Consider the following 22,615-nt stretch of genomic DNA (forward strand, 5'->3'; position numbering starts at 1 on the left):
GGAGAAGGCCACTCAGGCCTTCATCGCCGCATTCGAAAATGCCACCTCGATCAGCGTGCCCGAGCTCGGCGCGGTCTTGATCTGGAAGCGCGCGTTGTTGGCTTCGACGAGGGCTTTGGTCAGCGACAGGCTGACACCCGAACTCTCCGAAGAATCCGCCGGCGTCGAACTCCGGAACGGCTCCATCGCGGCGGCGAGTTCGTTGTCGTTGAGGCCGTGACCGGTGTCTCGGACGCGCAGTACGATCTCACCGAAGTCCGACAATGCGGTGGAGACGATCACCTGACCGCCGGCATTGGCGAGATGGATCGAGTTGCCGATCAGATTCAGCGTGATCTGCCGCAGCGCGCGGGCGTCGGCAACGACGGTCGGCAGCAGATGCGCCAGCGAGGTACGGATGATGATGCGGCCGCGATTGGCCTGCGGCTGCATCACCGCAACGCATTGCTCCACCATCTCGTTGAGGTTCTGCGTGGTGAAAGCGAGGTCGATCTTGCCGGTCTCGATGCGTGACAGATCGAGCAGATCGTTGACGATCGCGATCACGCGTTCACCCGAGGCGCGAATGTCTTTCATGTATTCGACATAGCGCTCGTTGCCGAGTGGGCCGAAGCGCTGGTCGACCATCACTTCCGCGAAGCCGATGATGGCATTCAGCGGTGTCCGGACCTCGTGGCTGATCCGCGCCAGCACATCCGCCTTGGCCGTTGCCGCACGATCGGCCTGGCGGCGCGCATTCAGCAGTTCGGTTTCGGTCTTCTTCGTCTGCGTCAGGTCGCGGAACACGGCAAAGAAGTTCGGTCCATCCGTGCGCGTGCGGCCGATGGTCATCGACAGCGACACGAGGCCGCCGGCGCGCACCTGGCCCAGGGCCTCACGGCCATGATCCATCAGGCTGGCCACGCCGGAATCCTTGACGCTTGCGAGATAGTCCTGCACCACGCGGCGGCTTTCTGCAGCAAACAGGTCGGTCAGATTCCGCTGCGTCAGTAATTCGCCGCTATAGCCGAACAGCGTCTCGGCGCTGCGGTTGCAGGAATTGATGTTGCCTTCGGCGTCGAACATGATGACGCCTTCGGCCGTGGTATCGAGGATCGTGGCCAGATCTTCGGCATCGATATGGCCCGCGGGCAATGGCGCGTCTGCAACGGGCGCAGCGATCGTAACAGGGGCGGCGACAGGCTCTGCCTTGGGCGGAGCGAAAATCAGCGCATGTGCCGGTTCGTTGTCCCATGAAATCGTGTACAGGTGCGCTTCGGCGGGCACTGTGTTGCCGGACTGGTCACCGCCCGAAATCGTGACGGCGGTGCCGTCATCGGAGGTGCTGGCTGCAGAAGAGACATCAGCTCCGACATAGAGCGCATCGAGGCCACCCGCTTCTTCCAGCGCGTTCAGGCTCGGATAGTTCATCCGGGCGAGGAAGGCGGGATTGGCGAATAGCAAGCGATCGAGGCGATAGATCAGGACGCCGAGCGGCATCAGGTCGAGCAGCACCTTGTCGCGCATCATCTCGCCGCGCGGTGCAGCCGGTGGCGTTGTCAGCCAGGCAGCCTGTGACGCCGCCTCAGTTGGCTGAGACAAGCTCTGGGTAGCCGTCGGTGCATCGTCCGTCTCGCTGTCCGCTTCCGGTGTGTTCGTGCTCGTGATCAGTCCCGTTTCCGACTCAAGCCGCGCCGACAATTGCCGCGCAAGCTCGTTGAAGGCGCTGTTCTCGACAGGCGTCAGTGCCGGCGATCTGGGATCGCCTGGTCGAAATGGCACGACGTTCTCGGGTGGTTGCACGGTGCTGTCCGGTGTGGTTGGCGGTGGTGTCTGTTCTGGTATCGGGTTGGTGGTGAGGGCAATCGGTTCATCGAGACTGTCGCCGACAGGGCCGGCCTGCGCGACGTCGGCGGATAATGGTCGGGGCGGTGGATCGCCGATGTGATCATGCCGACGTTGTTCGGCGAGCCGCGTCATTCCATCGAGGTCGCGGCAAACACCGAAACCGCGATAGCCGGTGAAATTGCGCTCGCGATCGAACAGCGGCAGGCCAGAGAGTTCGACAGGCAGGCGGCCACCGCCATCCACCGGCCAGAGCAGCGTGATGCCACTCCATGTCTGCTGCGTAGCCATCGCCTTGACGACGTGGCTGTCGGGATCGAGGTTGAATTCGGCTGTGAGATCGTTCCACTTGTGGCCAAAGCTTGCCGCTGTGCGCGGGCCGATCAGGTGGATGAACTCGTCAGAGTTCAGTGTGAAGCGCTTCTCCGCATCGATCTGCCATACGAAGCGGAGCGGCGTCGTGCGCGGCTCGATCTCTGGCAGCACAACGGACGCAGGTTGGTCGGCAACGGCTTCGACGGCGGGCGACTGCGCATCAGTCTCAGCCGGTGCGTCGGCATGTGCGATGGTTTCGGCGATCACCTCTTCGAGATGTACGTCGCGATCGATCTCGGCTTTTTCCGGCTCGATCGGAGCGTCGATGTCGATGGTCTGTTTGTTGAGGTCTGCCGCTTCGATGGCCTCATCGAATTCGACAAACAGGTCGCTCGGCTCTGCAAGGGCGCTCTGTGGTTCAACACTGGCTTCGGGTTTTGTGGGAGCCTCGAGTTCTTCTTCGCTCGGCGCCGGATGCACAGCGCCCGGCGCGATCAGCGCCACCAGTCCGACATCGGCACCACTGCCCACGCGCTGCAGCACCATGCGGCCAAAGCCGATAGGCGTTTCGATACGGCCGTCCTTCAGCGCGCCGTCGCGCGCATGATCGAGGCCGGCATCGGAGAGATTGCGAAAACCAAGCAGCGCCCGAGCCATTTCGTTGGCGCCGACGAACAGGCCGTCGCGTGCAAAGGCGGCGATAGGAGTGTCGATTCCCTCGACGAGATTTTGCAGACGTTCGACCAGCGGCATGCCGCGGCCACCGAGCGGCTCCGCTGCGACAACGAGAATGCCACTGCCGCCATCGGGAAATTCAAGCTGCGAGCAGGCGCACGTCATCAAGCTCCCCAGCGCAGCGCCGAAGCCGCGCAGGCGCTCCAGCCGCATCGCGCCACCGGCCGGCAGCCGGGAGCCGAGCTGGGCTATCTGGCGGCGATGGGTATCGGCGGGGCCGAAAGTCCTGGCAAACAGGTCCGCAGCGTTAAGGGCGCCGAACAGTCGCGCGCCGACCGGATTGGCCCACAGCACACGGGTGCCGTCGCGCGACCACAGCCAGACCGGCTGGTTGCTGGTGGCGTGTACGGCCAGCCGTGCATCGCCAACGCCCCGCAACTGAAAATCCGCATTGTTCATCGGCACTTCATGACTGACTCGTTGGGCGCCCGTCCGGTATCCGCGTCACAGATTGCGGGCCAAACGATGACATCCTTAATAATTCGTTAGTATCGCCCGCGCGGACGCGCAGGTCCACGTCCCCCGCCCATTCCAGCAGGCCAAAGCAGCAATAACGTTAATCCGCTCCGAGGGTTCGGCATTCTGCCGAACGGAGGGGCTGGGCCATGCGTTGGCAGTTGCAAAACAAAAACAAAGGTCCACGATGGGATCGGACGAGGACGGGACGCCGCGTCACATCGGCGATGCCAAGCTCGGCTAGATTGCAGTGGGCGACACGGGAGACGGGGCCGTGGACGGCTTCGTCAATGCAAAATGGAGCGGGACATGACCGACCAATTCGAAATTCCGAAGGAAATGCGCGCAATGGCCGAAGCCAGCTTCGACCAGGCCAAGCAGGCATTCGAGAAGTTTCTGGCCAGCGCCCAGAGCACGGCGTCGTCGATCGAAAACCGCGGTGAGACCGTGCGCGCCGGCGCCAAGGATGTCAGCACCAAGGCCATAGCCTATGCCGAGAAGAACGTCGCCGCGTCGCTGGATTATGCCCAGCAGTTGCTGCACGCCAAGGATCTCGGCGACGTCATGCGGCTCCACAGCGAATACGTGCAGTCGCAGATGAAGTCGCTGGCAGAGCAGGCCAGCGAAATGGGCCAGATCATGAGCCGCGCTGCCATGGACGCCGCCAAGCCCAAGAGCTGACCGACCTCTGCGCTCTCCGCTATACAATCGGCGATTGATATTTAGCGAGTTCCATGATGTGGGCGCGCATTCGATCCGGGTCTCATGCGATTCTGCGGTGCAATATTCTGTTGCGCCGCACAATTCCGACATGATATTGCGGTAACCACAATGACGCATCGCCGATGGCGATGCCGCTCTGTTTCCCGCCAGCTGATGAAAGGCACCGGTGCCTTCCGCAGCCTCCACGGGGTTATTGATTTCACCCCCCACCACGAAGGATGCACGCTATGGCCGAATCGACCGATCCGTTCTCATCTTCCGTTATCCCGTTCCAGGTGCCGGAGCAGGTCCGCGCATTCGCCGAAAAGGGCGTCTCGCAGGCGCGCGAGGGTTATGCCAAGTTCAAGGACGCTGCCGAGACCCATAACAGCACGGTTGAAGCCGTGTTCGGCACGGCCACCAAGGGCGCTGCCGAATATTCGGCCAAGCTGCTCGACATTGCCAAGACCAACACCAATGCGGGCTTCGACTTCGCCCAGTCGCTGATCGGCGTGAAGTCGCCTTCGCAGGCGATGGAGCTGTGGACCGCTTTTGCGCGCAGCCAGGTTGAAACCTTCACCGGTCAGACCAAACAGCTGGCCGAACTCGGCCAGAAGATCGCCACCGAGACCGCCGAACCGATCAAGACCGGCGCTTCGAAGCTGTTCCAGCCGGCCGCCTGAGCCGATCGCACCGCCAAATAATCGAAAGCCCGGGCCGCAAGCCCGGGCTTTTGTTTGCGCCAAAAATCATCATCGCGGCCTTGCCAAAGTGATGCGTTGCACCTAGTTTCCCGCCTGTTCGGGACCCCCTGATTTTGGGGCCGGTCAGGATGCAGTTGTAGCTCAGTTGGTTAGAGCGCCTGTTTGTGGAGCAGGAGGTCGGTGGTTCGAGACCACCCAACTGTACCATACAAATCAATCATTTAGCCGATTCGAGCCTGGCCGTTGCTTTGGGCTGCGGCAATGTCTGACCGCTTGGGGCGGGCCGGTAACGCCGGCGCGCCGGTCAGATCACTCAGCGTGCCCACGATCTGGCTCGGGGCTGTAAGGTTTCCGCACAAACAGCCCGCCTTCGGGCAACTCGACGTCGTAAATGCCCGCGTGCTTCCGCCGGGCCGGTCGTGGAACTCGATTGCCATCGTTCCGTTGGCTTCCCAACGACAGGGAGGCAATCATGGTCGACGCTGATATCAGCAATACCGCTATTGCGATGATGTGCGACATCGCGCGCGCCTCCGGGCCCGATCTCAATGCCGAAAAACGTGCCGTGCTTGACGGGCTGATTGCTCAAGGGCTTGTCGAGGTAATCGATCAAGCCAAGCCGGCAGCGGGGCCGAAATTTAGGATCACGTTGAAAGGGCAGCAGCTCCTTGACGAGCGCGGCGTTGGCGTCAACGAGGCCTGATGCGGGTTTCTGCGTTGCTGCTACTTGCCTTTGCAGAGGACGTCGCTGACCCCGCCGAGAACCGCCTTGGTCCAGATTGCATAGCCGGCATCATTCAGGTGAATGCCATCGGTTGTGTATTTCGCCGGCATGGACGGGATGGTGACAAGGCTCGCGCCAGCATCGCCCGCGATGGTTGGCAGCAACGCGTTGTAGCTGTCGATCGCCCGGTTGTTGATGCGCGCGCTATCGGATTTGCCGGCTTCAACAGGTGTCACCGTCGCGATGGCCATTCGTGGAGCCGTGGATTTCAGCGTCGCGAGCAAAGCGAGATAGTTGGTCCTGTATGAGTCCGCGTTCACAGGGACCGCAGCATCGTTGAGTCCGAGGGAGACGACGACCATGGCGGCCTGCTTCCCGCCAAGTGCTTTTGTCAGCATGGCATCGAGACCGCTCGATGTCGTCGATCCGTCGATTCCGGCATTGACGATGGGCCGACCGCATACGGCACGGGGGAAGGTTGCGCGTTTGACGATACTGTCGCCGAGGATGATGACGGGATCATCGACCTGTTTCAATGCTGCCCTGATCAGAAGTGGGCGCGGCGGCGTCGCGTCATTTCCTTTGGGCCATGCCGCCCAGCCGCACAACCCCACGAAGCCGATAATGCCAATACGGGTCCAGTTCATGATCGTGGACCGCCCGCGCAGTTTCGGAGTATCGCTTTTGTCTCACTGTTCATCTTGGACCGTCTCTCGCACGAGGTCGCGACGGGGCAACGGCGCCGCGATGTTCGGGAGAAACTACAGGGCTGGCGCGAAGGCAAGCCCGATCCCCGTCACGTCCACCTTGCCAAGCTGGCAATCGTCTCCGACACTCCCACGATAACGTGCAACCAGGGGGGACTAATGTCGGGACGTCCAGGGATTTTGAGCGGGTCGCTTGCCATGTCACTCATGATCGGCGCGTCGTTCTTGGCGACGCCGTCGCAAGCCTATACCGACGATCAGCAACAGCTCTGCACCGGCGATGCCTTTCGGCTCTGCAGTGCAGCCATTCCTGATGTGGATCGCGTGACGGTCTGCATGATCCAGAAGCGGGCGCAATTGAGCCCGGGCTGCGCGCAATTCTTTCGGGCAACGCCGGTCAACGCGCGCAAACCCACGGTCAAGTCGCGAAGGGCGAAAAAACCGACTCGTCCGAGCTGATCAGGCTTCGCTCTCACGTGAACGGACGTTTAGTCAGCGTGCAGAACGGCGTGATCTCGCTGAGTCACTGCACCGTGACGCCATCGATCGTGGCAAAAAAGTGAACCCGTGACAAACTGACACGTTGGGTATCACGACACGAAACAACATCTCCAGACCACGAGGAGCGTCATTTTGAGCAGCGAAACCAATATCGACTACAAGGCCGAACTCAATCGGCATTTGGCCTGGTTCGAAACCAAACTTCCGCCCCGACCGGCTCGATTTGTAGGTTGGTTGCGCAAGCCCTCATCGAAGCTCGTGCGATTCCCGCTTGGCATTTTGCTGATTATCGGCGGGATTTTCAGCATTCTTCCTGTGCTCGGCCTCTGGATGCTGCCGCTCGGACTCATCCTCATCGCGCAGGATATTCCGCCGCTGGAAAAACCGGTGGCGCAGTTTCTCGGTTGGCTTGAGCGAAAGTGGATCGAACGTCAGCGCGCGAAGGGCATTGCTATCGAAGGTCCGGACTCAACTCGTTCCAACGGCGCTGATAGCAAGATTTGAGCGCCTGACTTGATACCAGAGTGCGACAAAGTGGCGACAAGCGTACTACACCTGACTCATTTCGGGCCTGTTGCGCCGCACTGTGTGACTCAAAAACCAACATTCCAAACAAATCAGGCACATATCCTTGAATTACGCGTAAATATGACTTTAACGAATCAGCAGACTGATTCATTTTCGCCTCCTGGGGTCAATCTGGAGGCCAACATATGAACGTCATAGTTTTCGCATCGCGTAAAGGCGGCTCGGGGAAGAGTACCCTGGCTGCACATCTTGCTGCTCAAGTTCATAAATCAACGAAGCCTTGCTTGCTCATCGACGCGGATCCGCAGGGTTCGTTGACGCTGTGGCACAAGCTGCGGGGAACAAATGAACCGCCGCTGAAGATCGCAAATCGCAGCGTGACCGAAATGGTTGCCGCCGCGAAGCGTGACGGTTTCGAATGGGTGTTCATCGACACGCCGCCGAACACATCGGCTGTGGTCGACGATGCCATCAAGAACGCAACCATGGTGATCATTCCTGCGCGTCCCGGCGTGTTCGACGTCGATGCGGTGCAGGCGACGATCCAGAGCTGCCGTTCGGCCCGCAAGCCCTATGCGGTTGTCATCAACGGTGCGCCGGCACGCCGTGACGATTCCGAAAGCCGTATCGTGACGATCGCCCGCGAAGCGCTCGCCAAGTTCAAGGCTCCGGTGTGGTCCGGTCAGATCACCAACCGTGCAGATCTCCTGCTCGCGCTTGGCAACGGCGAAGGCGCCCGCGAATATCAGGCAGAAGGTCGCGCAGCCAGCGAGATCGGGAAGCTGTGGGCGGCGATCGAACGTTCGATCAAGGCTATTCGCGGCAACGGATCGGCGACCGGCGCGATGCACAAGCAGGCGGCCTGATAGCCGTTCTGCTCTTTTGACCCCAGAAAAAGCGCGCGAGACCTTCGCGCGTTTTTTGTCGTTGGTATGACCGCGACGGTGGGGTGTTCACGCCTATGCTGAAATGGCGATATCTCCGGCGGGCGAGGTCACCCCTTGGGTGACTTCACGGAAATTGTCTATGTCAGCCGGACGGCCGAGCAGATAGCCCTGCGCCTCGTCGCATTTCTCGTCGCGCAGGAATGCGAATTCCGCTTCGGTTTCCACGCCTTCGGCGAGCACCGGTAGCCCAAGCCCGCGGCCGAGGCCGAGGACGGCGCGCACGATTGCTGCTGCCTGGCTGTTGGTGTTCACCGACCTGATGAACGATCCGTCGATCTTGATCTTGTCGAAAGGGAATGCGCGCAGGTTCGACAGCGACGAGTAGCCGGTGCCGAAGTCATCCATGGCGATGTGAACGCCGAGCGCCTTGATCCGGCGGAGTGTCAACAATGCGCGATCGAAGTCGCGGATCAGCGCAGTCTCGGTGATCTCCAGTTCGAGCCGATGCGGGGGCAAGCCGGTTTCCAGCAAGACCTCATGGACGGTTGCGACAAAGCTATCGTGGTGGATCTGAACCGCCGAGACATTGACCGCGATGGTCAGCGGATGCTTCCACGTCGCCGCTTCACGGCAGGCGGCGCGCAGCACCCATTCGCCGATGCCGAGAATGGCGCCGGTGTCTTCCGCAATCGGAATGAAGATGTCGGGGCGAATATTGCCGCGGACGGGATGGTTCCAGCGCAGCAGTGCCTCGAAGCCGATCACACGGCCCGACTCCATGGTGCCCTGGGGCTGATAAACCACTTTCAGCTGATTGGCATCGATGGCGTTGCGCAGATCGTGTTCGAGCAGCCGGCGGTCGCGCACGGCTTCCCCCATTGCAGGTTCGAAGAAGCGCCATGTCGCGCGGCCTTCGGATTTGGCGCGGTAGAGCGCGGTGTCGGCGCAAGCGAGCAACGTGTCGCGATCACTGGAGTCGTCGGGGCAGAGTGCGATACCGACACTGGCGGTGACGCTGCCGAGTTCGAAGGTGGCATCCTTGCTCCGAAATGCTTCCAGTATCCTGTCGGCGAACTGACTCGCAGCTGCGGGCGAGGTCAGGTTCGGCAAGAGAATGGCGAACTCGTCGCCGCCAAGGCGCGCCATCATCTCGCCTTCGCCAAGCAGGGCGGTGATGCGGGCCGTTACGCTCTTGAGGACCTTGTCGCCGGCGGCGTGGCCGAACAGGTCATTGACCTGTTTGAACTGATCGAGATCCAAAGCGAGTACGGCGAGCGGGCGGTCCTCGGATAGTGTCGCAATCTCCTGATCGATTCGATCATGGAACGTGCCGCGATTGGGCAGTCCGGTCAGGGAGTCGTAGTGGGCGAGATAGCGGATGTGCTGTTCGGCCTGTTTGCGTTCGCGGAGGTCACGTACGGCGATGACCTGATGCGGCTCCCCTGCAAAGTCGATTCCACGCAGGATCAATTCGACCGGAATCGTCTGGCCGTTGCGCTGCCGCAGGCTCGCTTCCACCGATTTGTCAGGCTGGCTCATGATCTGCGTCCGCGTATCTCCGTCGGGGAAGCAGTCTTGCAGACGCCCGCCAATCAGCAATTCAGCGGACGATCCCGCCAGCGCGGCGAAGGACGTGTTGACCGTGACGATCGTGTCGCCGTCGCACACCAGCAGGCCTTCGACGGCAGCATTGGCGAGTCCGCGCATGCGATCGGCTTCGAGATCGGAGCGGCGGTGATCACGGATATCCAGCACGATGCCGGCCAGCGCCAGGCCAATGATGGCGAAGCTGATCAATGAGACGCCAAGTGCGAGCCATCCGGCGGGGATGGTGAGCGGCGAGACGGCGATGGTGGGATCCGGGGTGATCGTGACCGCGCTCATCGCCGTGAAATGGTGACTGCAGATCGCGAGCGTTAGCAGCAGCGCGCCGCTGATCTTCCAGCGCAGGGTGGTGCCATGCAACCCTACCGGAAGCGCGATCGCGCCGAGCACGGCTCCCAATACGATCGAGACGATGACGAGCGTCGTATCCCAGTTGATGCGCGCCTGAAGTTCGAAGGCGGCCATGCCGGTGTAATGCATCGCCGCGATGCCGCCCGCGACGACGGCGCCGCCGATCCAGAGGCCGGCACGAAAATTCGGGATCAACGATACGGCGAGGCCGGCGCCGGTCAGCAGCAGCGCGGCGATCAGCGAGACGACCGTAAGTACAATATTGTAGCCGCTCGGCATCCCCGGCGAGAACGCCAGCATCGCTACGAAATGCGTGGCCCAGATGCCGAAGCCCGTGGAGATCGCGGATACCGCGAGCCAGACGAGGCGCATCTGGCCTGTGGCGCTTCGCGCATGACGGAGCAGGTTGATAGCAGCGAGGGACGCGATCGCGCAGATGATGGCCGCGAGTCCGACGAGCCTGAAATCATGGGCATTGGCGATGCAGTTATAGATCGTAAGCATGTACAGATACCGCGCGCGGGATTACCGCAATTGCGCGGGACGTTAGATATAAGTACGTAAAGACACGTAAATACCGGCGATCGGCGCTATTAGATCGCCCCGTGTGCTATCGCTGCGCATGCTTATCCAACCGTAAATTTTGCGGATATTCGCCGGCTCTTGATGACCTAAAGGTGTGGTCGCATTTCAGCGCCACCCTCACCGGGCAAAAAACGTAACGACTGATCAACCGTTTTCCAACATCGCGCCCGCACGTCGCATTCGCGTCACCGGTCGACGCGACTGACCACGTCCATCAGTTCGGCGATCTTGCGGCGTTGGTCGGCCTTGTCGCCTGACGAGATCGCGTGCTCCACGCAATGCGCGACATGGTCGCGCAGGATCTCTTCCTCGACGCGTCGCAACGCTGCGCGGGCCGCGGCGATCTGCGTAACCACATCGATGCAATAGCGGTCGGCCTCGACCATGCCGGCCAAGCCGCGGACCTGGCCTTCGATCCGTTTGAGGCGTTTTAAACAGGACATCTTGATCTCGCTGCGCATGAGGTCCATATACCCCCATAGGGTATATGTTTCAAGAGGCGAGGTCGCGGTGGCAGAGGCAACTCACACGCATACGGAGCACGGTGCCCATGCCGGTCACATGCATGGCGCATGCTGTTCGCATGGTCACCATCACGACGAGGCTGCGCCGGCCAAAGTGCTCGACCCGGTCTGCGGCATGACCGTCGATCCCGCCACCGCCAAGAACCGTCTGATCTATCAGGGCCATGAGTATTTCTTCTGCAGCGCGCGCTGTCGCGAGCGCTTCAACGCCGATCCCGAGAGTTTCCTGAAGCCGAAGGAGCCCGCGCCGCCCGCGCCAGCCGGCACCATCTATACCTGCCCGATGCATCCGGAGATCCGTCAGGAAGGACCCGGGAGCTGTCCGATCTGCGGCATGGCGCTGGAGCCGGAGCAGGTCTCGCTCGACGACAAGCCCGATCCTGAACTGATCGACATGACCCGGCGTTTCTGGATCGCGCTGGCGCTGACATTGCCGGTGTTCGTGCTGGAGATGGGTGCGCATCTCGGCCTGATGCAACTGGTATCGCAGACCACATCGAACTGGATCGCGTTGGTGCTGGCGACACCCGTGGTGCTGTGGGCTGGCGCACCGTTCTTCGAACGTGGATGGCGCTCGGTGATAACGCGCAATCTCAACATGTTCACGCTGATCGCCATGGGCACCGGTGTGGCGTGGATCTACAGCGTCGTGGCCACCTTCGCGCCCGGTCTGTTTCCCGACTCGTTCCGTGACCATCACGGTGCAGTGGCGGTCTATTTCGAAGCCGCTGCTGTCATCACCGTGCTCGTTTTGCTCGGACAAGTGCTCGAGCTGCGCGCGCGCAATCAGACGTCAGGTGCGATCCGCGCGCTGCTCGGTCTTGCGCCGAAGACCGCGCGGCGTATCGGCAAGGACGGTGATGAGGACGTCGCCCTCGACGCCATCGCCATCGGCGATTTGTTGCGCGTGAGGCCGGGCGAGAAAATCCCGGTCGACGGCGTCGTCACCGAGGGGCGTTCGTCGGTGGATGAATCCATGGTGACCGGCGAGTCCATGCCGGTGAGCAAGGCCGAAGGCGCGCGCGTCATCGGCGGCACCGTCAACCAGAGCGGCGGCCTCGTACTGCGGGCCGACAAGATCGGCCGCGATACGATGTTGTCGCGGATCGTCGACATGGTCGCCAAGGCACAGCGCTCGCGTGCGCCGATCCAGCGTCTTGCGGATCGTGTCGCCGGCTGGTTCGTGCCGGCCGTGCTGGCCGCGGCGGTGATTGCATTCATCGCATGGGCGACATTCGGGCCGGAGCCGCGCCTCTCGTTTGCGCTTGTTGCTGCGGTCACCGTGCTGATCATCGCGTGCCCCTGTGCGCTCGGTCTCGCCACGCCCATGTCGATCATGGTCGGTGTCGGCCGCGGCGCCCATGCCGGCATTCTGGTGCGTGACGCGCAGGCGCTGGAACGGCTGGAAAACATCGACACCATTGTGATCGACAAGACCGGTACGCTGACGGAAGGCAAGCCGAAACTGGTGAGCATCACGCCGGCGGAAGGGTTCAACGAAGGCGACATTCTGCAACTTGCTGCAAGTATCGAACGCTCCAGCGAACATCCGCTGGCGCAAGCCATAGTCAATGAAGCAAAGCAACGCAATGTGGTGCTGAGCGATGCCAGTGACTTCGCCTCGCCGTCCGGCAAAGGCGCGTCGGGTGTGGTCAATGGCAAGCGCGTTGCGCTCGGCAATGCGATGCTGATGGACGAATTGAAAGTGGACACGACGCGCTCCGACGGCGTCGCCGAACTGGCGCGGCAGAACGGTGCGACTGCCATCTTCGTGGCCATTGATGGCAGCGTCGCCGGCGTGATGGCGATTGCCGATCCCGTAAAGCCATCGGCGCAGGACGCCTTGAAGAAGCTGCGCGCCGACGGCCTGCGGATCGTCATGCTCACCGGCGACAATGCGACGACGGCTAAAGCCGTGGCAAAGACACTGGGTATCGATGAGGTCGAGGCGGGTGTGTTGCCGGAGCGCAAGAGTGACGTGGTCACACGTCTGCGCGGCGAAGGCCGCCGGGTCGCCATGGTTGGCGACGGCGTCAACGATGCACCTGCGCTGGCTGCTGCGGATGTCGGCATTGCCATGGGCACGGGGACCGATGTGGCGATCGAGAGTGCTGGCGTGACACTGCTGACCGGCGACCTGATGGGGCTGGTGCGCGCGCGCGAACTATCAAAGGCCGTGATGAGCAATATCCGTCAGAATCTGATTTTCGCCTTCATCTACAATGCGGCCGGCGTGCCGATTGCGGCCGGTGTGCTGTATCCGATCTTCGGCATCCTGCTGTCGCCGATGCTCGGCGCTGCCGCGATGGCGCTGTCCTCGGTGAGCGTGATCGGGAATGCGCTCCGGCTGGCGAAAGTGAAGCTGGACTGACAATTCGCGGGCGCAAAAAAAAAGCCGGACTCAAACGAGTCCGGCTCTGAGGTATTGGCCTCGAGAGGCCGACACAATCACCTTCCAAGAGGGATTACTGAGACTTCGCACCACTGGAGGAGGGGGACAAATGCGCAGCGCAAAATCTCAGCGTCTGAGAAGTATGATCCCTGAAGGTGGCATGCAGCAACGCATCACTTGGCATGTCTGACATGCTGGGAAGCGTGGGCATATCTGCCCTGAAATATTGCGGGTTAGGACGGCCAGCGCTGCGCCTTGCTGACGATGAAGTCGCGGAACACCTGCACACGGGCGACCGTCTTCAACTCTTCGGGATAGACAAAATAAGTGTCGAGTTGAATCGAGTCCGACTCGCTGAAGAGCTGAACCAGACGATCGTTTTCTTCGACCAGGTAGTCCGGCAATGCTGCAATGCCCAAGCCCTGCTGGCAGGCGCGCATCAGGCCCAGAATATTGTTGACCTTGAAGTAGGGTTCGCGCGGGCCGGAGCCGTTGCGCCCGGCATCGATCAGCCAGCTGCGGTTTTGCAGGTGCGGTGACACCTGGGCGTCGCTGAGCATGATGATGCGGTGCCCGTCGAGTTCGTCGAGGGTGCGCGGGGTGCCGAAATGCTTGATATATTCCGGCGAGCAATAAGCGTGGAATCCCATGGCGAACAGCTTGCGCTGGATCAGGTCCGGCTGGGTAGGCTTGCGGGTGCGAATGGCCACATCGGCCTCGCGCATCGACAGGTCGAGTTCCTCGTCGGTAACGATCAGCGAAATGCGGATTTCCGGATAGAGCGCGGTGAACTCGCCAAGGCGTGGGATCAGCCAGTTGATGCCGACGCCTGGGGTTGTGGTCACCTTGAGGTCGCCGCTCGGCCGCTCGCGGCTGTCGGTCAGCTTCGCGCGTGCCGCCTGGAGCTGCATGAACACGTCATGGGCGGTGCGGAACAGCAGGTCGCCCTGTTCGGTGAGGATCAGACCGCGGGCGTGGCGGTGGAACAGCGAGACCGCCAATTCCTGCTCAAGCGCGCTCACCTGTCGTGAGACTGCCGATTGCGACAGGCCCAGTTGCTCGCCTGCATGCGTGAAGCTCCCCGCTTCCGCCGCCGCGTGAAACACCTTCAGCTTGTCCCAGTCCATATCTGTAAATCCGTCGCGGGTTCGTTTGATCATCATTCGGCCGCTGCGCGGTCATGAGCATGCGCGGCAAGATAGCGTTCGGCTTCGAGGGCGGCCATGCAGCCCATGCCGGCAGCGGTGACCGCCTGCCGATAGGTTTCATCCGCCACGTCGCCGGCGGCGAACACGCCGGGCATCGAGGTTGCGGTGGAATTCGGAGCCACTTCGACATAGCCCGAGGGCTTCAGCTTGATCTGGCCCTTGATGAGTTCGGTCGCGGGCGCGTGGCCGATGGCAATGAAGACGCCGTCGGCTGGCACCTGAGTGATGGCGCCGGTCTTGACGTTCTTCAGGCGCACATGGGTGACCTTGGCCGGGCCTTCGGTGCCGCAGATCTCGTCGAGCGCCGAGTCCCAGACCACCTTGATCTTCGGGTGCTTGAACAGTCGCTCCTGCAGGATGCGTTCGGCACGGAAATGGTCGCGGCGATGCACGATGGTGACCTGCGAGGCGAAATTGGTCAGGAACAAAGCTTCCTCGACGGCCGTGTTGCCGCCGCCGACCACGATCACTTCCTTGTTGCGATAGAAGAATCCGTCGCAGGTGGCACAGGCGGATACGCCGCCGCCCTGGAATTTCTCTTCCGACGGGATACCGAGCCAGCGCGCCTGCGCGCCGGTGGCTAGGATCACGGTTTCGGCCAGATAGACGTCGCCGCTGTCGCAGGTCAGGCGGAACGGGCGCTGGCTCAGATCCATGTCGCTGACCAGATCGGTGACGATCTTGGTGCCGACATGATGCGCCTGCTTCTCCATCTGCTCCATCAGCCAGGGCCCCTGGACGACGTCGGCGAAGCCCGGATAGTTTTCGACATCCGTGGTGATGGTGAGCTGGCCGCCGGGCTGAATCCCCTGGATCAGGACGGGCTCGAGCATCGCGCGTGCGGCGTAGATAGCGGCAGTGTAGCCAGCCGGGCCTGAGCCGATGATGACGACTTTGGCATGGATGGGGGCGGCCATGGTCGAGTCCCTTTCTGAAGGGAAATTGGTCATTGCTGAGGCGAAATGTGCCGGCGAACACGTCGCTGCGGCGTCGAAAGTCTTGTCTGCTAGTGTAGAATATCTGGCGAGCCATGCAAGAATTGCAATTCGTCCCGGCAATTTTTCCCCCGGAGACGCTTAATTTCTGCGATGCACGCGCAATAAAATTGCGCAAGTTGCGGCTCCTGCGCTAAGAGAGTTCAAACGGTTTGTTTGAATACCAGCCAGGATCCGCGCCGCGTGCCGAAAAGCCTAGACGACATCGACCTCAAAATTCTCAGCGAAATCCAGGCCGACGGCCGAATCACCAATGTGGAACTCGCCAAGCGCGTCGGCATCTCGCCGCCGCCCTGCCTGCGCCGGGTCCGGACCCTGGAAGAGGCTGGCTATATCCAGGGCTATCGCGGGTTGCTGGATCCCCGATTGCTCGGTTTCGATGTTACGGTGTTCGCCTCGGTCCACCTGTCGAGCCAGGCGGATGCCGATCTCAAGGCGTTCGAGGATTTCGTCCGCAAGGAGCCTTTGGTGCGGGAGTGCTGGATGCTGTCGGGCGAGATCGACTTCATCCTGAAATGCGTGGCGCCCGACATGGCGACCTTCCAGGATTTCGTCGGCCATCTCACGGCCGCGCCGCATGTCCGCAACGTCCGCACGTCTCTGGTTCTGCAGAATTCGAAATACGCAGCCGCGGTGCCGCTCGAGCTGAGGGCCGCGGATTAGCAGCGAGCGCTAAAAGCAAAGGGCGCCCACCTTGCGGTGAGCGCCCTTTTTTATTGCCGTGATGTCGAGCTTAGCTCTTCTTGCGCAGTATCGCGTCGAGGCTGATCGGGCCTCCGCCTGACGTCGCAAGATAGAGGCAGGAGAAGCAGAACAGGATGGCAGCGGTGCCGCCGTTCAGCAGCGGCAGGAAAACCGGATCCGCGCCTTTAAACATGTGGCCGAGGAAGTAAGCGAAAGCCATTTCACCGGCGAGGATGAACGCAACTGGGCGCGTGAACAGGCCGAGCAGCAGCAGCGCACCGCCGACGAGTTCAAGCGTTGCCGCGACCTGGATCAGCGGCGGGATATTCGCGAAATAGGGCAGAACCGGAAATTTGAAGATCTTGGCGATGCCATACTGCAGCAACAGCAGGCCGGTGATGAAGCGGAAAAGACTTAGTGCAGCAGGCTGAAATTTAGCGAAGGCTTGGTCCATGTCATTAGTCCCCCTGTGATGACCATCGTTTCTAGCATTACTGCAATGCAAAATGCTGGTCACTCTCGTGTGAAAACACGTGAGCTGTGGAAGTATTCCAGAAGTTTCCGTGAGTGGCGATGGCTGGATACCGCAATCAGGGGACAATAAAAAAGCCGCGCATCATGCGCGGCTTTCTTGTTTCGCGTTGAGCGCTGTCGATCAGCGCCACTCGACCTTGGTGATCTCATAGGCCTTGGCCCCGCCGGGAGCGACGACTTCGACCGATGCGCCTTTGCTCTTGCCGATCAGCGCACGCGCCAGTGGCGAGGTAATCGAGATGCGACCTTTCTTGGCATCGGCCTCGGGCTCGCCGACGATCTGCCAGACCGCCTTCTTCTCGGTGTCCTCATCGATCAGCGTCACGGTCGCGCCGAACTTGATGGTATCGCCGGACAGCTTCGAGATATCGATGATATCGGCGCGGGCGAGCTTGTCTTCGATATCGCTGATGCGGCCTTCATTATGCGACTGCTCTTCCTTGGCGGCGTGATACTCGGCATTTTCCGAGAGGTCGCCATGGGAGCGCGCTTCAGCGATCTGTTCGATGATCCGCGGACGGTGCACCGACTGACGTTCCTTCAGCTCGACCTCCAGCGCAGCGTAGCCACCTGCTGTCATCGGGACCTTCTCAACCATTCTCTTCGTCCTCTAACGTCATGCGGAACGCGGCGGCGCGCGCATGAAACCATTCGTTCTGCAAGATGTCGGCTTGGCTGCGCTTGCAGCCAGTTCAGACGCCGGCTTCGAGTGCCGAAACAAAACAAAGACGCGACCGGTGAGTTCCGGTCGTGCCTTGCCTAGCTGATCTCGTCGGACCTGCAGTCCGCCCGAATTCAGGCTTCGGAAAAGTAACTCTGCAATGTGCGGACCTCAAGGTCCCCGCCCAGATAGGCCCGGACGCCCTGTGCAGCCGCCACGGCACCCGAAAGAGTGGTGTAATACGGTACTTTATGCAAGAGGGCAGCCCGCCGCAGCGAGCGGCTGTCGGCCAGGGCCTGCGGCCCGTCGGTGGTGTTCAGAACCAGCTGAATCTCGCCATTGGTGATGGCATCGACGATGTGCGGCCGGCCTTCCAGCACCTTGTTGATCTTCTCGGCCGGGACGCCGTTGTCGACCAGGAAGCGCTGGGTCCCTGACGTCGCGAGCACCTTGAAGCCGTTCGACGAGAGCAGCTTCACGGCATCGAGAATGCGCGTCTTGTCGCTTTCGCGCACGGACACGAACACAGTGCCACTGCGCGGCACGCGGGTGCCGCCGCCGAGCTGGCTCTTGGCGAAGGCGATTTCGAACGAGCGATCGATGCCCATCACTTCGCCGGTGGAGCGCATCTCCGGGCCGAGCACCGTATCGACGCCGGGGAAGCGCGCGAACGGGAAGACCGATTCCTTGACGCCGACATGGTCGAGCTTGCGCTTCTTCAGATTGAAGTCGGCGAGCTTCTCGCCGGCCATGATACGCGCGGCGATCTTGGCCACCGGCATGCCCATCACCTTGGCAACGAAAGGCACGGTGCGCGACGCGCGCGGATTGACTTCGAGCACGTAGATGTCGCGATCCTTGACCGCGAACTGCACGTTCATCAGTCCGACCACGTCGAGGCCGAGCGCCATGTCGCGGGTCTGGCGTTCGAGCTCGGCGATCATGTCGTCGTCGAGCGAATGCGGCGGCAGCGAGCAGGCCGAGTCGCCGGAGTGAATGCCAGCTTCCTCGATATGCTCCATGATGCCGACGATGAAGGTATCCTTGCCATCGCACAGGCAGTCGACGTCGACTTCGATGGCATCCGACAGGTAGCGATCGAACAGCAACGGATTGGTACCGAGTACCGTATTGATCTGGCCGGTCTTGTCGTTCGGATAGCGCGCCTTGACGTCGCCGGGCACCAGCTCCGGCAGCGTGCCGAGGAGGTAATCGCCGAGCTGGCTTTCCTCGCGGATGATCTGCATCGCGCGGCCGCCGAGCACATAGGACGGACGCACCACCAGCGGCAGGCCGAGATCGGCTGCGACGAGGCGGGCCTGTTCGACCGAATAGGCGATGCCGTTCTTCGGCTGCTTCAGCTTGAGCTTGTCGAGGATGCGCTTGAAGCGATCGCGATCTTCGGCAAGATCGATGGCATCCGGCGAGGTACCGAGGATCGGCACGTCGGCGGCTTCCAGCGCGCGCGCGAGCTTCAGCGGGGTCTGGCCGCCGAACTGCACGATCACGCCGTGCAGCGTGCCGTTCTGACGTTCGGTGTCGATGATCTCAAGCACGTCTTCGGCAGTCAGTGGCTCGAAATACAGGCGATCCGCCGTGTCGTAGTCGGTCGACACGGTCTCCGGATTGCAGTTGACCATGATGGTTTCGTAGCCGGCGTCGGCGAGCGCGAAGCAGGCGTGACAGCAGCAATAGTCGAACTCGATGCCCTGGCCGATACGGTTCGGGCCGCCGCCAAGAATGATGACCTTGTTCTTGTCCGACGGCTGACTCTCGTCAGCGAAGGCGCCGGCGAAGGACGACTCATAGGTCGAATACATGTAAGCGGTCGGCGAGGCGAATTCGGCGGCGCAGGTGTCGATGCGCTTGAACACCGGGCGCACATCGAGCGAGCGGCGCAGTGCCTTGACGTCGGCCTCGGTCTTGCCGGCGAGCACGGCGAGGCGCGCGTCGGAGAAGCCCATGGCCTTCAGCGTACGCATGCCGAAGGCGTTGGCGGGCAGGCCATTGGCCTTCACCTTGGCTTCCATCTCGACAATGCCGCGCATCTCGGCGAGGAACCACGGATCGATCTTGCAGGAGTTGAAGATTTCCTCGTCGGTCCAGCCCAGACGCATGGCCTGGCCGACCTGCAACAGACGGTCCGGCGTCGGTGTACCCAGGGCAGCGCGGATGGCGTTCTTGTCGTCGCCGCGGCCGAGATCCTCGATCTCGATTTCGTCGAGACCAGTCAGGCCGGTTTCAAGTCCGCGCAGCGCCTTCTGCAAGCTTTCCTGGAATGTGCGGCCGATGGCCATCACTTCGCCGACCGACTTCATCGACGTCGTCAGCGTGCGCGATGCGCCCGGGAATTTCTCGAAGGCAAAGCGGGGAATCTTGGTGACGACATAGTCGATGGTCGGCTCGAACGACGCAGGCGTTGCGCCGCCGGTGATGTCGTTGGCGATTTCGTCCAGCGTATAGCCGACAGCGAGCTTCGCTGCGACCTTGGCGATCGGGAAGCCGGTGGCCTTCGAGGCCAGCGCCGACGAGCGCGACACGCGCGGATTCATTTCGATCACGACCATGCGGCCGTCGGCAGGATTGACGCCGAACTGCACGTTGGAGCCGCCGGTCTCGACGCCGATCTCGCGCAGCACCGCCAGCGAGGCGTCGCGCATGATCTGATATTCTTTATCGGTCAACGTCAGCGCCGGCGCGACGGTGATGGAGTCACCGGTATGCACGCCCATCGGATCGAGATTCTCGATCGAGCAGATGATGATGCAGTTGTCCTTCTTGTCGCGGACGACTTCCATCTCGTACTCTTTCCAGCCGAGCACTGACTCTTCGATCAGCACTTCGTTGGTCGGAGACGCGTCGAGGCCGCGCTCGATGATGTCGAGGAATTCTTCGCGGTTATAGGCAATGCCGCCGCCGGTGCCGCCCATGGTGAAGGACGGGCGGATGATCGCCGGCAAACCAATTTCAGACAGCGCCATCAGCGCCTGGCCGAGGGCATGCTCCTGATAACGCTTGCGGCGGTCGCCTTCATGCAGCACCCACTGCCGCTCGTGCTCGGCCAGTGCGTCGCCCGTCAGCTTGGCTTTTTCGGCCTGATGCTGCTCGCGATACTGCTTCTTCAGTGCGGATGCGTTGGCGAGCCGCGACTTCGGCGTCTCCAGCCCGATTTTCGTCATCGCCTCGCGGAACAGCTGGCGGTCTTCGGCCTTGTCGATGGCTTCGGCGGTGGCGCCGATCATCTCGACGTCGAACTTCTCCAGCGTGCCCTGCTGGCGCAGTGACAGCGCGCAGTTCAGCGCGGTCTGGCCGCCCATGGTCGGCAGTAGCGCAAAACCCTTGGAGCGGTCGCCGCGCTCTTTTTCGATGATCTTGGCGACGATCTCGGGTGTGATCGGCTCGATATAGGTCGCGTCCGCCAGTTCCGGGTCCGTCATGATCGTGGCCGGATTGGAATTGACCAGAACGATCCGGTAGCCCTCTTCCTTGAGCGTCTTGACGGCTTGTGTGCCCGAATAGTCGAACTCGCAGGCCTGGCCGATCACGATAGGACCGGCGCCGATGATCAGGATGGTGGATATGTCGGTGCGTTTTGGCATTTAAACTCGCGGTGGTGACAAATCGGCACAAAAAAAGGGCGCGCATACGCGCGTCCCTCGGGCCCGGGCGCCAAACCAGCCATTGACCCCTCAGGGAGCCATAGGCCGATCCTCGCGCGCGGCTGTCTTTAGACCACTATAACGGGGCGGGGAAGGCTTTTGAAGGTGCCATCAACCGGCAATTTGGGCCGGTTTCGGGCGCTTCAGAAGGTGTCCGGCGAGGACGAGCGCGAGGGCTGCCGCCTCGGCGCAGCCGCCGATCCAGCCGAGGTGGTTGGAGCTCAATGTCGACAGCACCACGCCGCCCAACGCGCTGCCGGCGGCAAAGCCGATATACATGGCCGAGGCGTTCAGCGAGAGCGCGATGACCGAGGCTTCCGGCGTGACGCGCACGAGATGTGCGACCTGTCCGGGATAGAACATCCAGCCGGCAATGCCCTGGGTAAAAATGAAGACCAGAAACAGCACGCCCGCAGTGGCGGGCGGCGCGAATGTCAGGGCCACCGATTGCAGCGTCAGTGACAGCATCATGCCGATCAGGCCCAGCGTCGAGGTCCGGAGCGGCCCGATACGGTCGGACATCGCGCCGCCCAGGGTATTTCCGATGGCCGCAGCGACGCCAAAGACCAGCAGTGCCAGACTGATTCCGTTGGCGTCAAAGCCGAGCCGATGCAGCGGCACAGCCAGATAGGTGAATGAGGTAAAGCCCCCGAGGCCCCACATGCAGGTTACGGCAAGGGTTTTCAGCACTTCGGGATGGCGCGCAACGGCGAGCCTCTGACCGAGGGTGGCAGCAGTGCGCGGCAAACCGCGGGGCAATCCCAGCAGCAGCCCGGCCAATGCGACGGCGCCGAGCGCTGCGACCATCACGAACGTCGACCGCCAGCCAAAATGACTGCCGACCCAGGTTCCGAGCGGCACGCCCAGAACCGTCGCCACCGTCAGGCCGGAGATCACCAGCGACGCGGCGCGGCCACGGCGTTCCGGTGCAGCGATCGCGATTGCGACGGCCATGGCGGTCGGCATGCACAGTCCGGCGCCCACGGCCATCAGCATGCGCGACAGCAGGAGCGTGCCGAATGTGGTCGCAACGGCCGCCAAAAGATTTCCGACGATGAAACAGACCAGCGCCAGCGAGACGACGGTGCGGCGGTCAAAATTGCTGAACAGCACAGCCAGGATCGGCGAGCCGATGGCATAGGTGATGGCGTAAACGGTGACCAATTGTCCCGTGACCGCCAACGTGACATTCAGGTCCGCTGCCATGATTGGAAGAAGACCAGCAATTACAAATGCTTCGGTCCCAATCGCAAATGCCGCCAGGGCCAGCCAGAAGACGCTCATCGCCAAATCCTTAGTTCAATTCTCGTTGAACTATCGATGCGGCAATGCAA

18 protein-coding genes and 1 tRNA gene are annotated in these 22,615 nt (G+C 61.8%); 9 read left to right on the forward strand and 10 right to left on the reverse strand.

Features of this window, described 5'->3' with window-relative positions; all coding sequences use genetic code 11:
• Positions 1 to 12: 12 nt before the first annotated feature.
• Entirely contained in the window at positions 13 to 3,273 is a 3,261-nt protein-coding gene (locus AB8A23_RS09620; RefSeq protein ID WP_439059841.1) for a PAS domain-containing protein, read from the reverse strand.
• 366 nt (positions 3,274 to 3,639) lie between these two features.
• Between AB8A23_RS09620 and AB8A23_RS09625 the strand changes: the two genes are divergently transcribed.
• The 4 genes from AB8A23_RS09625 to AB8A23_RS09640 all read left to right on the forward strand — a co-directional run bounded on the left by AB8A23_RS09625 (position 3,640) and on the right by AB8A23_RS09640 (position 5,439).
• Positions 3,640 to 4,011 carry a phasin gene (locus AB8A23_RS09625; protein ID WP_115033036.1) on the forward strand — a complete coding sequence of 124 codons (372 nt, stop codon included), beginning with the start codon at positions 3,640 to 3,642 and terminating at the stop codon, positions 4,009 to 4,011.
• Positions 4,012 to 4,280: 269 nt separating this feature from the next.
• Positions 4,281 to 4,715 (forward strand): phasin, encoded by a 435-nt coding sequence (locus AB8A23_RS09630; protein WP_068728746.1) that lies wholly within the window; start codon positions 4,281 to 4,283, stop codon positions 4,713 to 4,715.
• Between the two features lie 151 nt (positions 4,716 to 4,866).
• A tRNA-His gene (locus AB8A23_RS09635) sits at positions 4,867 to 4,943 on the forward strand.
• Positions 4,944 to 5,208: 265 nt separating this feature from the next.
• Entirely contained in the window at positions 5,209 to 5,439 is a 231-nt protein-coding gene (locus AB8A23_RS09640) for a hypothetical protein (RefSeq protein WP_439059840.1), read from the forward strand.
• A gap of 20 nt (positions 5,440 to 5,459) precedes the next feature.
• Here AB8A23_RS09640 and AB8A23_RS09645 read toward each other — a convergent pair whose 3' ends face one another.
• Positions 5,460 to 6,107, reverse strand: a complete 648-nt coding sequence (locus AB8A23_RS09645; RefSeq protein WP_439059839.1) for an SGNH/GDSL hydrolase family protein — start codon at positions 6,105 to 6,107, stop codon at positions 5,460 to 5,462.
• A 54-nt stretch (positions 6,108 to 6,161) separates the two neighbouring features.
• Between AB8A23_RS09645 and AB8A23_RS09650 the strand changes: the two genes are divergently transcribed.
• The 3 genes from AB8A23_RS09650 (at position 6,162) to AB8A23_RS09660 (ending at position 8,062) form a co-directional block, all read left to right on the forward strand.
• Complete coding sequence (locus AB8A23_RS09650; RefSeq protein ID WP_439059838.1) at positions 6,162 to 6,626, forward strand: hypothetical protein; 465 nt, start codon at positions 6,162 to 6,164, stop codon at positions 6,624 to 6,626.
• Positions 6,627 to 6,800: 174 nt separating this feature from the next.
• Entirely contained in the window at positions 6,801 to 7,172 is a 372-nt protein-coding gene (locus AB8A23_RS09655) for a hypothetical protein (protein ID WP_231079282.1), read from the forward strand.
• A 209-nt stretch (positions 7,173 to 7,381) separates the two neighbouring features.
• Positions 7,382 to 8,062 (forward strand): ParA family protein, encoded by a 681-nt coding sequence (locus AB8A23_RS09660; RefSeq protein WP_068728738.1) that lies wholly within the window; start codon positions 7,382 to 7,384, stop codon positions 8,060 to 8,062.
• Positions 8,063 to 8,155: 93 nt separating this feature from the next.
• On the opposite strand, the gene AB8A23_RS09665 is transcribed toward AB8A23_RS09660, so the two are convergent.
• Together AB8A23_RS09665 and AB8A23_RS09670 are read right to left on the reverse strand one after the other, a co-directional pair.
• Entirely contained in the window at positions 8,156 to 10,543 is a 2,388-nt protein-coding gene (locus tag AB8A23_RS09665; protein ID WP_439059837.1) for an EAL domain-containing protein, read from the reverse strand.
• 266 nt (positions 10,544 to 10,809) lie between these two features.
• A complete protein-coding gene (locus AB8A23_RS09670; RefSeq protein ID WP_439059836.1) occupies positions 10,810 to 11,085 on the reverse strand; it encodes a metal-sensitive transcriptional regulator in 276 nt (91 codons plus the stop codon).
• A gap of 100 nt (positions 11,086 to 11,185) precedes the next feature.
• Here AB8A23_RS09670 and AB8A23_RS09675 point away from each other — a divergent pair, with 100 nt between their 5' ends.
• Entirely contained in the window at positions 11,186 to 13,519 is a 2,334-nt protein-coding gene (locus AB8A23_RS09675) for a heavy metal translocating P-type ATPase (RefSeq protein ID WP_439060546.1), read from the forward strand.
• 254 nt (positions 13,520 to 13,773) lie between these two features.
• Here the strand turns inward: AB8A23_RS09675 and AB8A23_RS09680 are convergent, their stop codons facing one another.
• A complete protein-coding gene (locus AB8A23_RS09680; RefSeq protein ID WP_089266250.1) occupies positions 13,774 to 14,667 on the reverse strand; it encodes a LysR family transcriptional regulator in 894 nt (297 codons plus the stop codon).
• Between the two features lie 32 nt (positions 14,668 to 14,699).
• Positions 14,700 to 15,665, reverse strand: coding sequence for a thioredoxin-disulfide reductase (gene trxB / locus AB8A23_RS09685; protein WP_184511976.1), 966 nt, complete (start codon positions 15,663 to 15,665; stop codon positions 14,700 to 14,702).
• A 261-nt stretch (positions 15,666 to 15,926) separates the two neighbouring features.
• Between trxB and AB8A23_RS09690 the strand changes: the two genes are divergently transcribed.
• On the forward strand, positions 15,927 to 16,406 hold the full coding sequence (locus AB8A23_RS09690) for an Lrp/AsnC family transcriptional regulator (RefSeq protein ID WP_068730339.1): 480 nt from the start codon (positions 15,927 to 15,929) through the stop codon (positions 16,404 to 16,406).
• Between the two features lie 70 nt (positions 16,407 to 16,476).
• Here the strand turns inward: AB8A23_RS09690 and AB8A23_RS09695 are convergent, their stop codons facing one another.
• The 4 genes from AB8A23_RS09695 to AB8A23_RS09710 all read right to left on the reverse strand — a co-directional run bounded on the left by AB8A23_RS09695 (position 16,477) and on the right by AB8A23_RS09710 (position 22,565).
• Positions 16,477 to 16,881 carry a DoxX family protein gene (locus tag AB8A23_RS09695; protein WP_093757105.1) on the reverse strand — a complete coding sequence of 135 codons (405 nt, stop codon included), beginning with the start codon at positions 16,879 to 16,881 and terminating at the stop codon, positions 16,477 to 16,479.
• A 201-nt stretch (positions 16,882 to 17,082) separates the two neighbouring features.
• Positions 17,083 to 17,559, reverse strand: a complete 477-nt coding sequence (greA, locus tag AB8A23_RS09700) for a transcription elongation factor GreA (protein ID WP_068728727.1) — start codon at positions 17,557 to 17,559, stop codon at positions 17,083 to 17,085.
• A 197-nt stretch (positions 17,560 to 17,756) separates the two neighbouring features.
• Entirely contained in the window at positions 17,757 to 21,221 is a 3,465-nt protein-coding gene (carB, locus tag AB8A23_RS09705) for a carbamoyl-phosphate synthase large subunit (RefSeq protein ID WP_089265918.1), read from the reverse strand.
• Positions 21,222 to 21,392: 171 nt separating this feature from the next.
• Positions 21,393 to 22,565 carry an MFS transporter gene (locus tag AB8A23_RS09710; protein ID WP_175367844.1) on the reverse strand — a complete coding sequence of 391 codons (1,173 nt, stop codon included), beginning with the start codon at positions 22,563 to 22,565 and terminating at the stop codon, positions 21,393 to 21,395.
• Positions 22,566 to 22,615: the final 50 nt, after the last annotated feature.

The sequence above is a fragment of the Tardiphaga sp. 619_E2_N8_4 genome, assembly GCF_051810905.1.
In the GTDB taxonomy this organism is placed as follows: domain Bacteria; phylum Pseudomonadota; class Alphaproteobacteria; order Rhizobiales; family Xanthobacteraceae; genus Tardiphaga; species Tardiphaga robiniae.